Origin of the sequence: Rhizobium sp. Leaf341, from assembly GCF_001424325.1 — a bacterium.
GTDB lineage: Bacteria > Pseudomonadota > Alphaproteobacteria > Rhizobiales > Rhizobiaceae > Ferranicluibacter.
The window spans coordinates 451,141-466,479 of the sequence record NZ_LMPE01000003.1; the positions used below are offsets into that span (position 1 = coordinate 451,141).

The window sequence follows — 15,339 nt, forward strand, 5'->3', positions numbered from 1 at the left end:
TGGTGGGTATCAGACCTTCAGGGTCTCGCCGACGCTGGACACGTCGACGATCTCGCACCGGCCAACCCCATTCCACTATCCTCATATTCACACAGCCCCTTCAACGCGGTCGGCGCTGAAAAGGTTCCTGTGCCGGATCGGGATGTGCTGTTGTCATGAGGGACTCTTGTGCCTGCCGGTGATGAAGATGACGCGTGTTCGAACGTCGTCTTCAATGCTGGCGCACGATCCTGTAAAAATCCCGTGATCGCCTTTGGGAACAATATGTGCAAAGCTGCGTTTCAGCTCCGCATTCCGAATGAACCCGAAAAGGAACCGCCATGCTGGGCACAATTCTCGTGATCGTCCTTATTCTCCTGCTGATCGGCGCTCTGCCGACGTGGGGCCACAGCCGGAGCTGGGGTTATGGGCCGTCGGGCGGATTGGGCCTCGTGGTCGTTATCCTTCTTGTCTTGGTCCTCATGGGACGCATCTGAAAACCAAGGCTTTCCCTGAGGGCCATCACCAACATCTTGAACCGGAGGATATCACCATGAAAAAAGCTCTTCTCGCCGTCGCCCTGATCATGCCGCTCGCAGCCTGCACGCAGACCGAACGCGGTGCCGGCATCGGCGCAGCCTCGGGCGCCATCATCGGCGGCGTTGCAACCGGCAACGTTCGCGGCGCAGCTGTCGGCGCAGCCGTCGGCGGTGTTGCTGGCGCCCTGATCGGCCGTGCGAACGAGCCGGGCCGCTGCATCTACCGCGACCGTTACGGCCGCCGCTACACGGCAGCTTGCTGATCGGCCTATCTGGTCACATCAGAAACGGAAAAACGGGCCTCGGCCCGTTTTTTTGTGTCTCGACGTCTTGTGGATTTCAGCGCCGGCATCGGCCACCTGATCAGGCTTTGCGGGCCTTTTCGATGCTGTCCAGCTGTTCGAGGAGATCGAGAAAGACGTCCGGCAAAGGCTCCTCCTCGACCGAACTGTAGAAGGCGCGCAGTTTGGAAACGATCTGGCTGTTCTGGTCGACGGGCTTGGTCCGCTTCGGTGCCAGGCGGTGCTTGGGGTCTGTCATATCCGTCATGTCTTCAGACCGCCTCGTCCATTATTACAAAGCGACCCGTGCCGGTCGCCAGCGTCAGCATCCCCAAGGAAATCACAACGACCTCGTGCTTTGCAATTCTTACCAATCAAACTTTCCACGCGGCAGGAAACATGGTCAAACGTCCCCTGTTCCGACTCGTCGAACGGGCGCAGTCCGTCCGTTTTCGGCGCCAATATATCGAAGGACGTCTTTCATGTCACTTTCCATGCGGATCGCCGCTCACCTTCCCTATGTGCGCCGCTTCTCCCGTGCCATCACAGGGTCGCAGACGTCAGGCGATGCCTATGTCGCAGCGGTTCTCGAAGCCCTGATCGCCAATATCGATCTCTTCCCGAAGGCCTCCAGCGATCGGGTCAGCGTCTTCAAGCTCTATTGTTCCCAGTTCGACTCGATCACCATCACGATCGATGAGACTGCGGTCAATTCGCCCTATGCCTGGGAAAAGAAGGCTGCCGCCAATCTCGCGCGAATTTCGCCGGACGCGCGCAAGGCCTTCCTCCTCGTGTCCGTCGAAGGTTTCTCGCAGGAAGAGACCGCCGAAATCCTGGATGTCACGCCGGAGGCCGTTGCCGGGCTGATCCAGCAGGCCTCGCAGGACATTGCCCGTCAGGTCGTGACCGATATCCTGATCATCGAGGATGAACCCCTGATCGCGATGGATATCGAAGACATGGTGCGCAGCCTTGGCCACGGCGTCGCAGGCATTGCGCGCACGCACAGCGAGGCGGTCGATCTCTTCAAGCGGACATCGCCCAAGATGGTGCTGGCCGACATCCAGCTTGCGGATGGCAGCTCCGGGATCGATGCGGTCAACGAGATCCTGAAGACGGCCACGGTGCCGGTGATCTTCATCACGGCGTTTCCCGAGCGCTTGCTGACCGGCGAAAAGCCGGAGCCGGCCTTCCTCGTGACGAAGCCGTTCAATCCCGACATGGTCAAGGCGCTGATCAGCCAGGCACTGTTCTTCAACGAGAATGCGCACGCCGGCGAGGCATGAGATATTGGCCGGCCGGTCGATCGGCTAACCCGGCAGCTGGCGTTCCGGCGGCCGGGTGCGGACCTCGTTGAAAATGGTGAGCCCGATCAGCGCCAACGGCATGGCGAGCATCGCGCCTACCGCACCCCACATCCATGTCCAGAAGATGATGGCAATGAAGATCAGGAACGGATTGATCTCCAGGCGATGACCGAGGATGGCCGGGGTCACCAGGTTTTCCATGACCAGATGCAGCAGGAAGAAACAGATGGCTGGCAACACGGCCATGATCATGCTGTCATGCGTCATCAAGCCGGCGCAGGTCAGCGCGATGGTCATCGCGGTCACCCCGAGATAGGGAATGAAGCTGGAGACGAAGGCGAAAAGGCCCCAGAGAATGGCGCCTGACAGACCCCCGGCGAAAGCGATCACGGCCGTGACCGTGCCGAGCGAGATGTAGATCAGACTGGCCGTCGAGAAATAGAAGCCGACCGCATTCTCCGTGGCATTCATGACGCGGATGGCCGTCAGCCGGCGCTCATGCGTGGCGAAGGCGAGAATGATGGTCTTGCGCAGATGCGTGCGTCCAAGGAGGAACAGGCCGAGCGCTGCAAGGAAGATCAGGGTCTGCACGAAGGCGGGGGTCAGCCCCGTCGCAACGATGCCGAGCATGGCCCCGGCATTCGCCATGACCATATCGGAAACGGCCTTCTCATCGGCTCCGTTGATCGCTCTCCTGACCCATTCGAAGCGTTCGAAGAACGGCAGGAAGCGCTGGATCGAGTCTTCGATGAGCGCTGGCGCTTTCGCGGTCAGCATCGACACCGGCTCGATCAGCGCATTGACGAGGAAGAACACCAGAACGACGAAGATGACGCCGAAGACCAGACCGCCGAGCACCGGCGGCAGGCCGAAGCGCGAGAGGCGATCCGCTGCGACGCCGAGGACCATGCCGACCACGATCGCCAGGGTGACCGGCATCAGAATGGATTCAAGCGCATAGATCACGCCCGACATCAGGATGACGAAGGTGCCGACGATGCTCCAGGCAACGACGAGATCAAGGCCGGTTTTCGGATCGACCAAAGCCGTCGCTTCTGAGAGCGGCGGATTCTCGATCTGCGCTTTCTTCTTCGCCTTGAACAAGGCTCGCTCCGGTATGACAGCGTTCACGTCCGACCTCCACTCGCAATGAGCGCGGGCCAGAAGCTGCCGCGATATCCTGCAGGATGTCCCGTTTGCCCGTCCGGTCCGCAAGCCTGCGGCTGCATGACATGACGATCGGGACGCCATACAATGTTCATACGCGTCGAAAGTTCCCGCTATCTGCCCCGTGCCACGATCTTTCTACCAAAAATGGCAGGTTCCGACAGGCAGGGCACCGACGCGTTTCCGGATCAGTACTTTTCCGGCGGGAAGATGCGCAGCGTGAGCGAGAAGAGGCCGAGCCCCAGGAGAACGACGAGCAGCGTGTTGGCCACATCGTCGGATGTCGCGGAAACAACGCCGACGGCGAGCGCGGCGCAGACGAGCAGGATCAGGCCGAGCCTCGGCAGCCAGTAAAGCATGGTGACGTCCTTCGATGTTCGGAAATGTGAATTCTGGCCTAACAACGGCAGCATTTGACGAATTGTTCCGAAGCTTTCGCAAAGCTTGCCGGTTGCGGGTGCTGCATGTCGGTCGGCGGGTGATCCGGGACGTTTGTCACTCCGTACGTTTCCGCAAACGCAACAGAGAGCACGCGACCATGTCCAGACTTGCCTCCACCAGTCTCCTGCTGGCCTTCGGCAGCCTCTTCTTCGCCTCCGTTACCCCTGCTGCTTTTGCGGCCAGCATGACCGAGCCGGAAATCCGCGAGAAGATCGTCGGTCGGACGATCTTTCTTGCAGCACCGATGGGCGGAGAGTTTCCGCTGAACTACCGGACATCGGGGGTGGTCGACGGGGATGGCAAGGCGCTCGGCATCGGCAAGCTCATCCAGCCGAGCGATACGGGCAAGTGGTGGATCGCCGACAACAAGCTCTGCCAGCAGTTCAGCACCTGGTACAAGGGCGCAAAGATGTGTTTCGACCTGACGCTTGTCGGCGACGACAAGGTGAAGTGGGTGCGTGACGACGGCGAGACCGGCGTGGCACGGATCGGTAACTGACGTCGGCCAAAGCGACGGTGGCCGAAGCGACGGTGGCCGAGATGCCGACGTTTTCAAAGAGAAGACCGGGCAAGTGATGGCTGCCCGGTCCTCGGCTTACCGGTCGTTGACGAACCGGTTGCGGCTTGCTTAGAGCGCCGCGATGACGATGACTTCCACCAGATAGTCCGGCGTCGCCAGCTTGGCCTCGCCCGTGGCGCGTGCCGGCGTGTTGCCCTGCGGCGCCCACTTGTCCCAGACGGCGTTCATCTTCGGGAAATCGGCCATGTCGGCGAGCCAGACCGTGGCGCTGAGGATGCGGGTCTTGTCGGTGCCGGCAAGCTCCAGCAGGCGATCGACCGAGGCCAGAGCCTGGCTCGTCTGCGTGGCAACGTCGTCGCCGGCATTGCCGACCTGGCCGGCGAGATAGACGGTGCCGTTGTGTACGACGGCCTGGCTCATGCGCGGGCCGGTTTCGAAGCGTTTGATATCCATCGTGACGTTCCTCTTGCTCGAATAGATGGCGCCGAAGCGCAGACCCGGCGGGCTTACAGGAGAACGCTGCCGAGGAAAACCGCCGTGCGGAACTTCACGGCGTCGCGCGGGTCGAAACTTGGCAGCTTTAGCCGCAACCCTCAGGCCGCTTCCGGCAGCGGCGGGAACTCCAGCCGCACGCGCGTCCCCTCCCCGGGCTGCGACTCCACCATCAGCGCGGCATCATGCAGTTCGGCGATGCGCTCGACGATCCTCAGGCCCACGCCCAGCGCATCCGAACTCTTGATCCGGCCACCTTCAAGGACATGGCTGGGGGTCCGCCCGAAGCCCGGGCCGTCGTCAGCCACCTCGAGAAGACCGGTTTCGGCCGTGCGGACAGAAATCCGCGTCCCCTTGGGCGTGTGCTTCACGGCATTTTCGACAAGGTTGCTGATCGTGTTTTCCACCAGCGATGGCACGGCACGGATCTCGCCACCGCCGTCCTCGACGAATTCGAGCGTCCGGCCGCTGTTGAACACGAAGGGCGCGAGCTGGGCAACGACATCGCTGGCGAGACCGGCGAGCGAGACTGGCTTGAACGAGGCTGCGTCCACCACGTCGAGCTTGGCGAGCGAGGTCAGCTGCTCCAGCATGTGGGTCAGCGCCTCGAGGTCCTTCTCGGCCTTGCGCGCGCGCGGATCGTCGATCCGCTCCAGCTCCATCCGGACGACGGCGACCGGCGTGCGGATCTCATGGGCGATCGACGTCGAGAAGATTTTCTGGGCCTGGATGAGATCCGCCACGCGGACCAGCAACCGATTGACCGCATTGGCGAAATTGGCGATCTCGCGCGGCATGCCCTCGGTCGAGAGCGGGCTGAAGGCGGCACGAGGATCGATCCGGTCTGCGGCCCTGCCGGCCGCCACCACGGGCTTGAGCGCGCGCCGGACCGACAGAATGGTCGCGCCGGCGACAAGGCCGAACATCAGCGGCATGGGAATGATCAGATGGTCGCGCAATTCGTGCAGGAGCACGCCGGTTACGAACCCGTGGGGGTCGCGCAGGACCGCGAGTTCGACGAAGACCTCCTGCGCGCCGAACCGGAACGAGCGCCCGCCCGCCACGCTGAGCGGCTTTCCGGGCGCGATCTCGCGCTGCCAGAAGGTGGGCGGGTTGATTTCGATGGGCAGGAAGTGGCGCTGGCAAAGCGCCTCGCAGTTGGAAAACAGCACTTCACCGGTGGAGGTGCGGACCCGCACGAAAATGTCGCCATCGCGCTCGTCGTCGCGCATCGTGTAGCGCTCGGCAAGCGACGGCGGCATGTGGAAGGAGATCCGGTCCTTTGCCACGACGATGCCTTCGGCCAGCGTCTCGGCCTCCTGTCCGATCAGGAACCCGCCGAGATCCGCATCGTTGGACCAGTACTCGGCCAGAACGATGCCGAACTCCAGCATCATGGCGAGCACCGTGAAGGTGACGATGCGCAGCGAGACGATGCCAATCAGCGAGCGATCCCGGACGGTCTTCATGGCGCGGCCTGCAGCATGTAGCCGACGCCCCGCACAGTGACGAGATCCGCACCGGTCTCGAGCGGCAGCAGTTTCTTGCGCAGGCGCGAGACGGCGAGCTCCAGCGCATTCGCCGTCATCTCTTCGCCGAATTCCGACAGAGCGAGTTCGAGCTTGCGCTTCTGCACCACCCGGCCGGCATCGCGCATCAGAAGTTCGGCCAGCGCACGCTCACGCGGCGGCAGCGCCACGATGATCCCGCCGCAGGAGAGTTCCGCCGTGGCTGGATCGTAGCGCAGGTGCCCGCATTCGAGCACCGGCTGCAGCGAGGTCGGGCTGCGCCGCAGCATGGCCCGGCAGCGTGCCAGGAACTCGCGGTGATGGAACGGCTTGACGAGATAGTCGTCCGCCCCGGCATCCAGTCCCTCGATCCGCTCCTCGATCGACCCGCGTGCCGTGATGACGAGGACCGGGAGATCCTTGTAGGTCCTGCGGATCAGGCGCAGCAGCTCGAGACCATTGCCGTCGGGAAGGCCGAGGTCGAGCAGCACGAGATCATGCTCCCGTAAGGTCAGGGTCACCGTGGCGTCGGCGATCGTCGTCACGACGTCGAGACGCCATCCGGCCTCCCGGACGGTTTCGCCCAGGAGCTCGGCGAGCCGGGGACTGTCTTCAACCAGCAGCAACCGCATGCATCTCGTCTCTTATGTTGGATCGCGGATCGGACACACCGAACCTAGCAGCTTTCGCGCGTCGCGACAGCGCCTCGTCCCGATCTTTGGGGCGTCTCTGGCCGTTACTCGGGCGTGCTGCCCATCGACGCCGCGACGACGTCGCCGGTCATCGGGTCCATGACGACATCGGCCTGCAGGCGACGAGACGTCAGCGCCTCGATCTCGTAGCAGGAACCGGCTATCGCGACATGACGGATCTCGGGATATCCCGCGGCCATGGCCTTTCGCGAAATGGCCTCCGGGCTCATCCAGTGCGCCCGCGGCTCCCGCGTGCACTCCGCCGTGCGATCGCCGGCCAAGGCCATGCCGGCCGGCAATGCAACGTGCAGGATGGGAACGACGAGACAGAGCAGGCGGCGCATCAGCAATCTCCAGGGCCGGACCCTGCGGATATGCCGGTCCTTAGCCGTCATATGGCTGTCTGACACCGATCGAACCCTCGGAAATATGCGCCTTCAGACTTACGGCCTGCCCGAATCCTAAGCGGCCGGAGCCGACGGCGGTGCGTCGTCGAGAGGGTGATAGCAGGCAAAGCGATGATCCGCCGGACCGTCGAGCGCCGGCATCGCCTCGCGGCAGAGATCCGTCGCACGCCAGCAGCGCGGATTGAAGGGACAGCCGCTCGGCGGCTTCAGCGGCGACGGCAGCTCGCCCTGCAACTGGATGCGCTGACGCTCGCCGTCCGGATTGGCGACAGGCGTCGCCGACAGAAGCGCAGCGGTATAGGGATGCTGCGGATTGGTGAACACGCTTTCCGCGGTGCCGGTCTCCACCGGTCGGCCGAGATACATGACCATGATGTCGTCGGCGATGTGCCGCACGACCGACAAACCATGCGAAATGAACAGATAGGCCAGGCCCATCTCCTTCTGCAGGTCCATCAGCAGATTGAGCACCTGCGCCTGGATCGACAGGTCGAGCGCCGACACCGGCTCGTCCAGCACCAGCACCTTCGGGCGGAGCATGAGCGCGCGGGCGATCGCGATGCGCTGACGCTGGCCGCCGGAGAACATGTGCGGGTAGCGGTCGTAGTGCTCCGGCCGCAAGCCCACCTTCCGCATCATTTCCTCCACCTTGCCGCGCCGCGTGGCGGCATCGTCGGTGGTGTTGATCTTGAGCGGCTCCTCCAGGAGAGACCCGACCTTCTGGCGCGGATTGAGCGAGCCATAGGGGTTCTGGAAGACGATCTGGACGAGGCTGCGCAGCGAGGCGTCGCCGACGCGCGCCGGCTTGCCGTCGATCAGCAATTCGCCGCCGCTCGGATCTTCGATCATCGTGACGAGACGCGCAAGCGTAGACTTGCCACAGCCGCTCTCACCGACCACCGCCAGCGTCCGGCCGGAATGGAGTTCGAAGGACACGCCGTTCAGCGCGCGGACGGTGGCCGCCGGCTTGAACAGGCCGCGCGAGACGGAATAGAAGCGCTGGAGGTCGTGGCCTTCGAGCACCGGCCGGGATGCGGCTGCCGTGCCGCCGCTCTGGCGATCGCGGGTCGTGGTTTCGCTGAGTCCGGTCTCGCTCATCGCGCGCCCTCTCCTGCAAGCTCGACGGTCATCGTCGGGTGGTTCTGGGGGATGCCGTCGATCAGCGGATAGTTGCACAGCGCGCGGCCGAGATCTGGCCCCTGGCGCACGACGGAGCGCGAACAGAGATCGGTGGCGAAGGCACAGCGCGGCGAGAACAGACAGCCCTCGGGCCGATCGTGCTGCCCCGGCACGACGCCGAGGATCGACGGAAGACGTTCGCCGATCCGCGCGCGCTCCGGCAGCGATGCGAGAAGTGCCGCGGTGTAGGGATGATGCGGGTCGCGGAACAGCGCTTTCACCGGCTGTTCCTCGACTTTCTGGCCCGCATACTGCACCTGCACGCGCTCGGCGGTTTCGGCCACAACACCCATGTCATGGGTGATCAGCACCAGCGCCATGCCGTTTTCCTTCTGCAGGCGCACCAGCAGGTCGAGGATCTGGGCCTGGATGGTCACGTCGAGCGCCGTCGTCGGCTCGTCGGCGATCAGGAGCTTCGGATTGCAGGACAGCGCCATGGCGATCATGACGCGCTGGCTCATGCCACCCGACATCTGGTGCGGGAAGTTGGACAGGCGATCTTCCGGCGAGGGAATCCCGACCAGCTTCAGGAGCTCGATCGAGCGGGCCCGCCGCGCGGCGCGGTCGAGGCCCATGTGGATGCGCAGGCTTTCGCCCAGCTGGAAGCCGACCGTGAAGCACGGGTTGAGGCTCGACATCGGCTCCTGGAAGATCATCGCCATGTCCTTGCCGATGATCTTGCGTCGGTTGCGGGGCGAGAGCTTCAGGAGGTCCTGGCCATTGAAGGCCATGCGGTCGGCGGTGATCTTCGCCGTCCAGGGCAGAAGCCCCATGACGGCGAGCATGGACACCGATTTGCCCGAGCCGCTTTCCCCGACGATCGACAGGATTTCGCCGGTATCGCAGGTGAGCGAGACGCCGTCCACCGCGCGGAACGTGCCGGTGGAGGTCGCGAATTCGACGGTGAGGTTCTGAATATCGAGAAGCGGCATCAGGACCTCTTCAGTTTGGGGTCAAGCGCATCGCGCAGGCCGTCGCCCATCAGGTTGATGGCGAGAACGGTGATGAGAATGGCAAGGCCGGGAAAGGTCACGACCCACCAGGCGCGCTGGATGAATTCGCGCGCTTCGGCAAGCATCGTGCCCCATTCCGGTGTCGGTGGCTGGGCGCCCATGCCAAGGAAGCCGAGGGCGGCGGCATCGAGGATCGCCGCGGAGAAGGCGAGCGTCGCCTGCACGATCAGCGGCGCCAGACAGTTCGGCAGGATGGTGACGAACATGATGCGCAGCGTGCCGGCACCCGCGACCTGGCTGCCGATGACGTAATCCTTGTTGCGCTCCGTCATGACGGAGGCGCGTGTCAGACGGACGAAATGCGGCAGGTTGACGAGCGCGATCGCGATCATCGCATTGACGAGGCCGGGCCCCAGCACGGCGACGAGGACGAGGGCCAGCAGCAGCGACGGAAACGCCAGGATGATGTCCATCAACCGCATGATGATCGTGTCGATCTTGCCGCGGAAGAAGCCGGCGAGAAGGCCGATGAGCACGCCCGCAACGACGGACAGCGTCACGACGATGAGGCCGACGAACAGCGAAAAGCGCGCCCCGTACATGAGGCGGGTCAGGATATCGCGGCCGACCGGATCGGTTCCGAGAAGATATTCGGCGCGACCGCCATCGGCAAAGGCCGGCGGCAGCAGCAGCACGTCGCGATTCTGGATGATCGGGTCATGCGAGGTGAGCAGCGGCGCAAAGATCGCCATCAGCAGGATGGCGACGAAGATGACGAGCCCGAGCACCGCACCGCGATTGCTGGAAAAATAGAACCAGAACTCGGAAAAGCCCGAGGGTGGCGCGGACGGCGCGGCGGCGGCCGCCGCCGGCGAGACCGATTTGGTTTCGACAGATGACATGGGTCGCCTCTCCTATCGCCGAATACGGGGGTTCGCCCAACCATAGAGCAGGTCGACGATCAGATTGACGAACATGATCACCAGCGTGATCATCATGAGGCCGCCCTGCACGACGGCGTAGTCGCGCTTGAACACGCTGTCGACCATCCACTTGCCGATCCCCGGCCAGGAGAAGATGCTCTCGGTCAGGATCGCGCCGCCCAGGAGCACGCCGATCTGGAGACCGATTGTCGTGATGACGGGGATCATGGCATTGCGCAGCGCGTGAACGCCGATGATGCGGAAGGGCGACATGCCTTTGGACCGGGCCGTGCGCACATAGTCTTCGCTCAGCACCTCGAGCATGGCGGACCGCGTCTGACGCGCGATGACCGCGAGCGGAATGGTCGCCAGCACGATGGTCGGCAGGATCATATGGCTGACGGCCGAGGCGAAAGCGCCCTTCTGGCCGGACAAGAGACTGTCGATCAGCATGAAGCCGGTCACGGGCGGGAAGAAATAGAGGAACGAGATGCGGCCCGAGACGGGCGTCCAGCCGAGCGTTCCCGAAAAGAAGATGATGAGCAGCAGGCCCCACCAGAAGATCGGCATGGAATAGCCGACGAGGGCCGTTCCCATGATGGTCTGGTCGAGCCAGGTGCCGCGTTTCACCGCCGCCACCACGCCGGCCGGGATCCCGAGACAGACCGCCAGAATGATGGCGCAGATCGCGAGCTCCATGGTCGCGGGGAACAGCGTCATGAAGTCGTCGATGACAGGCCGCTTGGAGATGATCGAGCGCCCGAAATCCCCCTGCAACAGACCGACCAGATAGTCGAAATACTGCACGTACATCGGCCGGTCGAGACCGAGCTCGGCCATGATCTGCGCATGCCGCTCGGGCGCCATGACGCGCTCGCCGGACAGCAGCATGACGGGATCGCCGGGCAGCAGGCGGATGAAGGAGAAAGCGATGATGGATACCCCGACGAAGGTCGGGATGAGGACGGCGAGCCGCCCGAAAATGAAGCGCAGCATGAGCGTTCCGTAAGATTGCAAAACCGGCGGCCCGAAACATTCGGACCGCCGGAGACACCGCAAGAGCGGCAGACGTGGCGATATTACTCGGCGATATCAACGCCGTCGAAGCGGTGGATGCCGAGCGGATCCTGGACGTAGCCCGACACCTTCTTGCTCATCGGCATGAAGACGAGGGAATGGTCGATCGTGTTCCAAGGTGCCTCTTTCTTGAAGACGAGCTGGGCCTGCTGGTAGAGCTTGGTACGCTCTGCCTGATCCGGCGTCAGCTTGGCCTTCTTGACGAGCTCGTCGAATTCCTTGTTGCACCACTGCGCGCGGTTGTTGCCACCGACCGCGGTGCAGCCGAGCAGCGTGTCGAGGAAGTTGTCCGGGTCGCCGTTGTCGCCGGTCCAGCCGAGGATGACGGCACCATCGCGGGCCTTGTCGGAAGACAGCTTGAGATACTCGGCCCATTCGTAGGAGACGATCTCGACCTCGACGCCGATCTTGGCAAGGTCGGCCTGCATGAGCTCGGCCGCACGGCGGGCGTTCAGCATGTAGGGACGCGAGACGGGCATGGCCCAGATCTTCATCTTGAGATTGGAGACGCCAGCGGCCTCGAGCATCTTCTTGGCGGCTTCCGGATCGTACTTGTCGTCCTCGACAGCGTCGTTATAGGACCACATTGTCGGCGGGATCGGGTTCTTGGCAACGGTCGCCGCGCCCTGGAAGACGGCATCGACGATCGCCTGCTTGTTGACGGCCATGTTCAGCGCCTTGCGCACTTCCGGCTTGTCGAACGGCGCAACGAGCGTGTTGTAGGCGAGGTAGGAGACGTTGAGGCCTTCTTCCTTGAGGACCGTCAGGTTCTCATCCTTCTGCAGCTCGGCAACATCGGCGGCGTTCGGATACGGCATGATGTGGCATTCGCCGGCCTTCAGCTTCTGCGCGCGCACGGCGGCGTCGGTCGTGATGGCGAAGACGAGGTCGTCGATCTTCTGCTTGCCGCCCCAATAGTCCGGGTTGGCCTTGTAGCGGATGGCAGCGTCGGCCTGGTAGGCGACGAAGGTGTAGGGACCGGTGCCGAGCGGCTGCTGGTTCATCATTTCCATCTTGCCGTCAGCCTGCAGCTTGTCGGCATATTCCTTGGAGTAGATGGAGGCGAAATCCATGCCGAGATTGGCAAGGAACGGCGCTTCGGACTTGTTGAGAACAAATTTGACGGTGAGGTCGTCGACCTTCTCGATCGACTTGATCAGCTCGGGAAAGCCCATGCCGCTGAAGTATTCGTAGCTGGCGCCGGCAACATACTTGTTCCAGGGATTGTCGGCCTTGTACTGGCGCTCGAACGAGAAGATGACGTCGTCGGCATTCAGGTCGCGGGTCGGGGTGAAGAAGTCCGTGGTCTGAAACTTGACGCCCGGACGCAGCTTGAACGTATATTCGGTACCGTCGGCTGACATATCCCAGCTCGCGGCAAGGCCCGGTTCGATCTCCGTGCTGCCTTTCTTAAACTCGACGAGGCGGTTGTAGACCGTGCGCGAGGAGGCGTCGAAGGTGGTGCCGGCCGTATAGAGCGCGGAGTCGAAACCTTCGGGCGAGCCTTCGGAGCAATAAACCAGCGTCTTCGACCAGGCACTGCCGGCCATCAGCGTGACGACCGCCGTCGCCGCGAGAAGAGTAGAGAGCTTTTTCATCACCGTTTTTCCCAGTTTTCTTGTGTTCTCTTGAAGCGTTCTTATCTGCAAATGATCCGGATCGCAGCCGCAACCGGTCAGACCGGAAGGGAACGACATTTGCTTCGGCATTGCAATAACCCGCTCCGTTCTTTTGTCCAGTTGGAAAATTTATCCAATATATAAGACATTCAAGCGATATCATTCCGAACGGACCAGCCTTGGCAGCCAGGCTTTCCCTCGGCGCTCGACGCGAAATTGCACGCGAACAGTAACCCCCGCATCGGTACGTGCTTTTTAACACTGATCGCGTTCATCGGTCAGCCACGGCACACGCAGATGAAGGCCGCGCGCTATTTTAGTCGCGAATTACCTTTTTTAGGGGAGTTGCCAAGCAGGAAATGCTCGCTAAACTCGTAGTCTGGAGTGAGAGGGGCAACATCGACGTGGGCGCCTTGCTGGACACTTATAGACGCTACGATTTCCAGAAGGATCTCGAAAAAGCGCTGAACCGCGTCGATTTCTTTCGTGTTTTCCACATGCTGGCGCTCGGAGCGGGGTTCGATCACTTCGGCGTGTTGCAGCTTGGGCAGGAGGCGGAGCCCGCCGTTCTGACGACGCGCCTGGTCCTTCACGATCTGCCGCCCGGCCTGACCGAGGAATATGACCGGCGATACCGGTTTTCGGATTGTCTTCTCCTGAAAAGCCTTCACGCATCCACCGTTCCGTCCGTCTGGTCGGCCGCATGCGAGGAGGTCTCGCCCTCCAAGGCAGGCACGGATTTCCTGGCGCAGATCGGCTTTGATCTGGTGGCCTGCGTGCCGGTTCACAGCCTTGTCGGCACCCGCTATGCCGTGCTCTATTTCGGGGACAATGACGACATCGACCGCTCGAGCCATGTCGAGCTCTGCTACAACTCGGTGACGGCGTTCGACTACTTCTACCGGTTCGTTCTTGCAACGCGGGCGGGCATGGGCCTGACGGCGCGCGAGACGGAGATTCTCCGGTGGATCTCGCACGGGAAGACGGCGAGCGAAATCGCGCTGATTGTCTCGGTGTCGGAGCACACCATCAATTCGCACACGGCGACGATCCTGAAAAAGCTCGATGTCGTCAATCGAACGCAAATGGTCGCCAAGGCTATCAGGGAACAAATCATCCAATGAATCTCTTTGAAGACCCGATCGCTTGAACCCTCCAGGTCCGACAATATTACAGGCATTTTAGAGAAACCGGAATATACGAACCGATGACGACAGTGCATATCCTTCTGATCGATGACGAACCTGCCGAGCATGTCATTCTGCGGCGCCTGATGACGAAGGTCCAATCCTTTGCAACGCAGCTGCATTACGCCGACACGATCGAAGCCGCGATCGACTTCATCGCCTCGGGCGCTCCGATCTCCATGGTGCTGGTGGACAATCGCCTGCCGCCGCATGGCGACTTTCGCGAGACGGTTCCGCTCCTTCGCCAGAAGGGTTTTATCGGGCCCGTCGGCGTGATCTCGGGCTCGCTCGACGATGCCTATTTCCAGTCTTTCCAGGAATACGGCGTCGATTTTCGCCTCGACAAGGCCGAACTGGATCCGACCGCCATCGAGTTCCTGCTGAAGGAATATCTGGTGAAATCCTAAAGCGCGTTGCGTGAAAAAGGATTCACACGACGCGCTTTAAGGTCTTGTTCTGATGCATGTCGTTTCCCGAAACCGCTGCACACGTTCGGGCGACTTGCATGAAAACGGAAACGACGCGCCCGTCGGGACGCGTCGTTTGTCGTTCCTGGGATGGTTGCCGTGGCCGGCGTCAGGCTGCCGTTTGCGGCTGGGCTGACGGGGCCACGTAGGGCAGCGGATCGAGGCCGAGGAGAAAGTTGATCTGCGGGCGGGACTTGACCAGATCGTCGATCGAATATTGCGAGAGCACGTCGAAAAAGGCGTTGAGCGCCTTGCGCAGCGCGGAGTTAAGCCCGCAGCTGTCGACCAGGGGACAATCCACCTCGCCCGCATCGAAGCATTCGGCCATCGAGAAGCTGTCTTCCGTTACCTTGACGACATCGAACAGCGTGATCTGCGAAGCGGGCTTCGGCAGGCGCACGCCGCCATTGCGGCCGCGCACGGTTTCGACGAGACCCGCCTTGTTGAGCGGCTGCAGGATCTTGAAGAGAAACAGCTCGGACACGCCGTAAGCCCGTGCGATTTCGGGAATGCGGCTCAGATGGCCTTCGTTTGCGGCACAGTACATCAGCATGCGAACGGCATAGTTGGTCTGCTTGGTCAGGCGCATTCTTCACTCCGA

At 62.4% G+C, this 15,339-nt stretch carries 19 protein-coding genes; 6 read left to right on the plus strand and 13 right to left on the minus strand.

The window, feature by feature from the left end; genetic code table 11:
• Nucleotides 1-320: 320 nt before the first annotated feature.
• Complete coding sequence (locus tag ASG03_RS20945) at nucleotides 321-476, plus strand: DUF3309 family protein (RefSeq protein WP_082475520.1); 156 nt, start codon at nucleotides 321-323, stop codon at nucleotides 474-476.
• 56 nt (nucleotides 477-532) lie between these two features.
• Nucleotides 533-781 carry a glycine zipper domain-containing protein gene (locus ASG03_RS03760; RefSeq protein ID WP_062470036.1) on the plus strand — a complete coding sequence of 83 codons (249 nt, stop codon included), beginning with the start codon at nucleotides 533-535 and terminating at the stop codon, nucleotides 779-781.
• 100 nt (nucleotides 782-881) lie between these two features.
• Here the strand turns inward: ASG03_RS03760 and ASG03_RS03765 are convergent, their stop codons facing one another.
• Entirely contained in the window at nucleotides 882-1,067 is a 186-nt protein-coding gene (locus ASG03_RS03765; protein ID WP_062470039.1) for a NepR family anti-sigma factor, read from the minus strand.
• A gap of 214 nt (nucleotides 1,068-1,281) precedes the next feature.
• Here ASG03_RS03765 and ASG03_RS03770 point away from each other — a divergent pair, with 214 nt between their 5' ends.
• Nucleotides 1,282-2,085, plus strand: a complete 804-nt coding sequence (locus ASG03_RS03770) for a response regulator (RefSeq protein ID WP_062470042.1) — start codon at nucleotides 1,282-1,284, stop codon at nucleotides 2,083-2,085.
• A 24-nt stretch (nucleotides 2,086-2,109) separates the two neighbouring features.
• On the opposite strand, the gene ASG03_RS03775 is transcribed toward ASG03_RS03770, so the two are convergent.
• Together ASG03_RS03775 and ASG03_RS21750 are read right to left on the minus strand one after the other, a co-directional pair.
• A complete protein-coding gene (locus ASG03_RS03775; RefSeq protein WP_244475151.1) occupies nucleotides 2,110-3,237 on the minus strand; it encodes an AI-2E family transporter in 1,128 nt (375 codons plus the stop codon).
• 224 nt (nucleotides 3,238-3,461) lie between these two features.
• A complete protein-coding gene (locus ASG03_RS21750; RefSeq protein WP_092932282.1) occupies nucleotides 3,462-3,632 on the minus strand; it encodes a hypothetical protein in 171 nt (56 codons plus the stop codon).
• 179 nt (nucleotides 3,633-3,811) lie between these two features.
• Between ASG03_RS21750 and ASG03_RS03780 the strand changes: the two genes are divergently transcribed.
• On the plus strand, nucleotides 3,812-4,213 hold the full coding sequence (locus ASG03_RS03780; RefSeq protein WP_062470045.1) for a hypothetical protein: 402 nt from the start codon (nucleotides 3,812-3,814) through the stop codon (nucleotides 4,211-4,213).
• A 129-nt stretch (nucleotides 4,214-4,342) separates the two neighbouring features.
• Here the strand turns inward: ASG03_RS03780 and ASG03_RS03785 are convergent, their stop codons facing one another.
• From ASG03_RS03785 to ASG03_RS03825, 9 genes are all read right to left on the minus strand, one after another.
• Nucleotides 4,343-4,687, minus strand: a complete 345-nt coding sequence (locus ASG03_RS03785) for a RidA family protein (RefSeq protein ID WP_062692330.1) — start codon at nucleotides 4,685-4,687, stop codon at nucleotides 4,343-4,345.
• Between the two features lie 140 nt (nucleotides 4,688-4,827).
• Nucleotides 4,828-6,195: a sensor histidine kinase gene (locus tag ASG03_RS03790; protein ID WP_062692333.1), complete on the minus strand. Its 1,368-nt coding sequence runs from the start codon at nucleotides 6,193-6,195 to the stop codon at nucleotides 4,828-4,830.
• Nucleotides 6,192-6,866, minus strand: a complete 675-nt coding sequence (locus ASG03_RS03795; RefSeq protein WP_062692336.1) for a response regulator transcription factor — start codon at nucleotides 6,864-6,866, stop codon at nucleotides 6,192-6,194. The genes ASG03_RS03790 and ASG03_RS03795 overlap by 4 nt, the downstream gene beginning before the upstream one ends.
• Before the next feature lie 104 nt (nucleotides 6,867-6,970).
• The gene (locus ASG03_RS03800; RefSeq protein WP_062692338.1) at nucleotides 6,971-7,270 is read right to left on the minus strand and encodes a PepSY domain-containing protein; all 300 of its coding nucleotides are present in this window, start codon (nucleotides 7,268-7,270) and stop codon (nucleotides 6,971-6,973) included.
• 117 nt (nucleotides 7,271-7,387) lie between these two features.
• The gene (locus ASG03_RS03805) at nucleotides 7,388-8,431 is read right to left on the minus strand and encodes a peptide ABC transporter ATP-binding protein (protein ID WP_082475523.1); all 1,044 of its coding nucleotides are present in this window, start codon (nucleotides 8,429-8,431) and stop codon (nucleotides 7,388-7,390) included.
• Nucleotides 8,428-9,444, minus strand: coding sequence for an ABC transporter ATP-binding protein (locus ASG03_RS03810; RefSeq protein ID WP_062692340.1), 1,017 nt, complete (start codon nucleotides 9,442-9,444; stop codon nucleotides 8,428-8,430). The genes ASG03_RS03805 and ASG03_RS03810 overlap by 4 nt, the downstream gene beginning before the upstream one ends.
• A complete protein-coding gene (locus ASG03_RS03815; protein ID WP_062692342.1) occupies nucleotides 9,444-10,367 on the minus strand; it encodes an ABC transporter permease subunit in 924 nt (307 codons plus the stop codon). Before ASG03_RS03815 ends, ASG03_RS03810 begins: the two co-directional genes overlap by 1 nt.
• Before the next feature lie 12 nt (nucleotides 10,368-10,379).
• The gene (locus ASG03_RS03820) at nucleotides 10,380-11,384 is read right to left on the minus strand and encodes an ABC transporter permease subunit (RefSeq protein ID WP_062470068.1); all 1,005 of its coding nucleotides are present in this window, start codon (nucleotides 11,382-11,384) and stop codon (nucleotides 10,380-10,382) included.
• An 83-nt stretch (nucleotides 11,385-11,467) separates the two neighbouring features.
• On the minus strand, nucleotides 11,468-13,063 hold the full coding sequence (locus tag ASG03_RS03825; RefSeq protein WP_062692344.1) for an ABC transporter substrate-binding protein: 1,596 nt from the start codon (nucleotides 13,061-13,063) through the stop codon (nucleotides 11,468-11,470).
• A gap of 434 nt (nucleotides 13,064-13,497) precedes the next feature.
• On the opposite strand from ASG03_RS03825, the gene ASG03_RS03830 reads away from it, so the two are divergent.
• The gene (locus ASG03_RS03830) at nucleotides 13,498-14,208 is read left to right on the plus strand and encodes a helix-turn-helix domain-containing protein (RefSeq protein WP_162241358.1); all 711 of its coding nucleotides are present in this window, start codon (nucleotides 13,498-13,500) and stop codon (nucleotides 14,206-14,208) included.
• A gap of 83 nt (nucleotides 14,209-14,291) precedes the next feature.
• Nucleotides 14,292-14,678 carry a response regulator gene (locus ASG03_RS03835; RefSeq protein ID WP_062470077.1) on the plus strand — a complete coding sequence of 129 codons (387 nt, stop codon included), beginning with the start codon at nucleotides 14,292-14,294 and terminating at the stop codon, nucleotides 14,676-14,678.
• Between the two features lie 169 nt (nucleotides 14,679-14,847).
• Here ASG03_RS03835 and rirA read toward each other — a convergent pair whose 3' ends face one another.
• The gene (gene rirA / locus ASG03_RS03840; RefSeq protein ID WP_062470080.1) at nucleotides 14,848-15,327 is read right to left on the minus strand and encodes an iron-responsive transcriptional regulator RirA; all 480 of its coding nucleotides are present in this window, start codon (nucleotides 15,325-15,327) and stop codon (nucleotides 14,848-14,850) included.
• Between the last annotated feature and the right edge of the window lie 12 nt (nucleotides 15,328-15,339).

Coding starts and splice junctions, on each gene's coding strand:
- ASG03_RS20945 (WP_082475520.1), top strand. CDS start 321: ATGCTGGGCACAATTCTCGTGATCGTCCTTATTCTCCTGCTGATCGGC.
- ASG03_RS03760 (WP_062470036.1), top strand. CDS start 533: ATGAAAAAAGCTCTTCTCGCCGTCGCCCTGATCATGCCGCTCGCAGCC.
- ASG03_RS03765 (WP_062470039.1), bottom strand. CDS start 1,067: ATGACGGATATGACAGACCCCAAGCACCGCCTGGCACCGAAGCGGACC.
- ASG03_RS03770 (WP_062470042.1), top strand. CDS start 1,282: ATGTCACTTTCCATGCGGATCGCCGCTCACCTTCCCTATGTGCGCCGC.
- ASG03_RS21750 (WP_092932282.1), bottom strand. CDS start 3,632: ATGCTTTACTGGCTGCCGAGGCTCGGCCTGATCCTGCTCGTCTGCGCC.
- ASG03_RS03780 (WP_062470045.1), top strand. CDS start 3,812: ATGTCCAGACTTGCCTCCACCAGTCTCCTGCTGGCCTTCGGCAGCCTC.
- ASG03_RS03785 (WP_062692330.1), bottom strand. CDS start 4,687: ATGGATATCAAACGCTTCGAAACCGGCCCGCGCATGAGCCAGGCCGTC.
- ASG03_RS03790 (WP_062692333.1), bottom strand. CDS start 6,195: ATGAAGACCGTCCGGGATCGCTCGCTGATTGGCATCGTCTCGCTGCGC.
- ASG03_RS03795 (WP_062692336.1), bottom strand. CDS start 6,866: ATGCGGTTGCTGCTGGTTGAAGACAGTCCCCGGCTCGCCGAGCTCCTG.
- ASG03_RS03800 (WP_062692338.1), bottom strand. CDS start 7,270: ATGCGCCGCCTGCTCTGTCTCGTCGTTCCCATCCTGCACGTTGCATTG.
- ASG03_RS03805 (WP_082475523.1), bottom strand. CDS start 8,431: ATGAGCGAGACCGGACTCAGCGAAACCACGACCCGCGATCGCCAGAGC.
- ASG03_RS03810 (WP_062692340.1), bottom strand. CDS start 9,444: ATGCCGCTTCTCGATATTCAGAACCTCACCGTCGAATTCGCGACCTCC.
- ASG03_RS03815 (WP_062692342.1), bottom strand. CDS start 10,367: ATGTCATCTGTCGAAACCAAATCGGTCTCGCCGGCGGCGGCCGCCGCC.
- ASG03_RS03820 (WP_062470068.1), bottom strand. CDS start 11,384: ATGCTGCGCTTCATTTTCGGGCGGCTCGCCGTCCTCATCCCGACCTTC.
- ASG03_RS03825 (WP_062692344.1), bottom strand. CDS start 13,063: ATGAAAAAGCTCTCTACTCTTCTCGCGGCGACGGCGGTCGTCACGCTG.
- ASG03_RS03835 (WP_062470077.1), top strand. CDS start 14,292: ATGACGACAGTGCATATCCTTCTGATCGATGACGAACCTGCCGAGCAT.
- rirA (WP_062470080.1), bottom strand. CDS start 15,327: ATGCGCCTGACCAAGCAGACCAACTATGCCGTTCGCATGCTGATGTAC.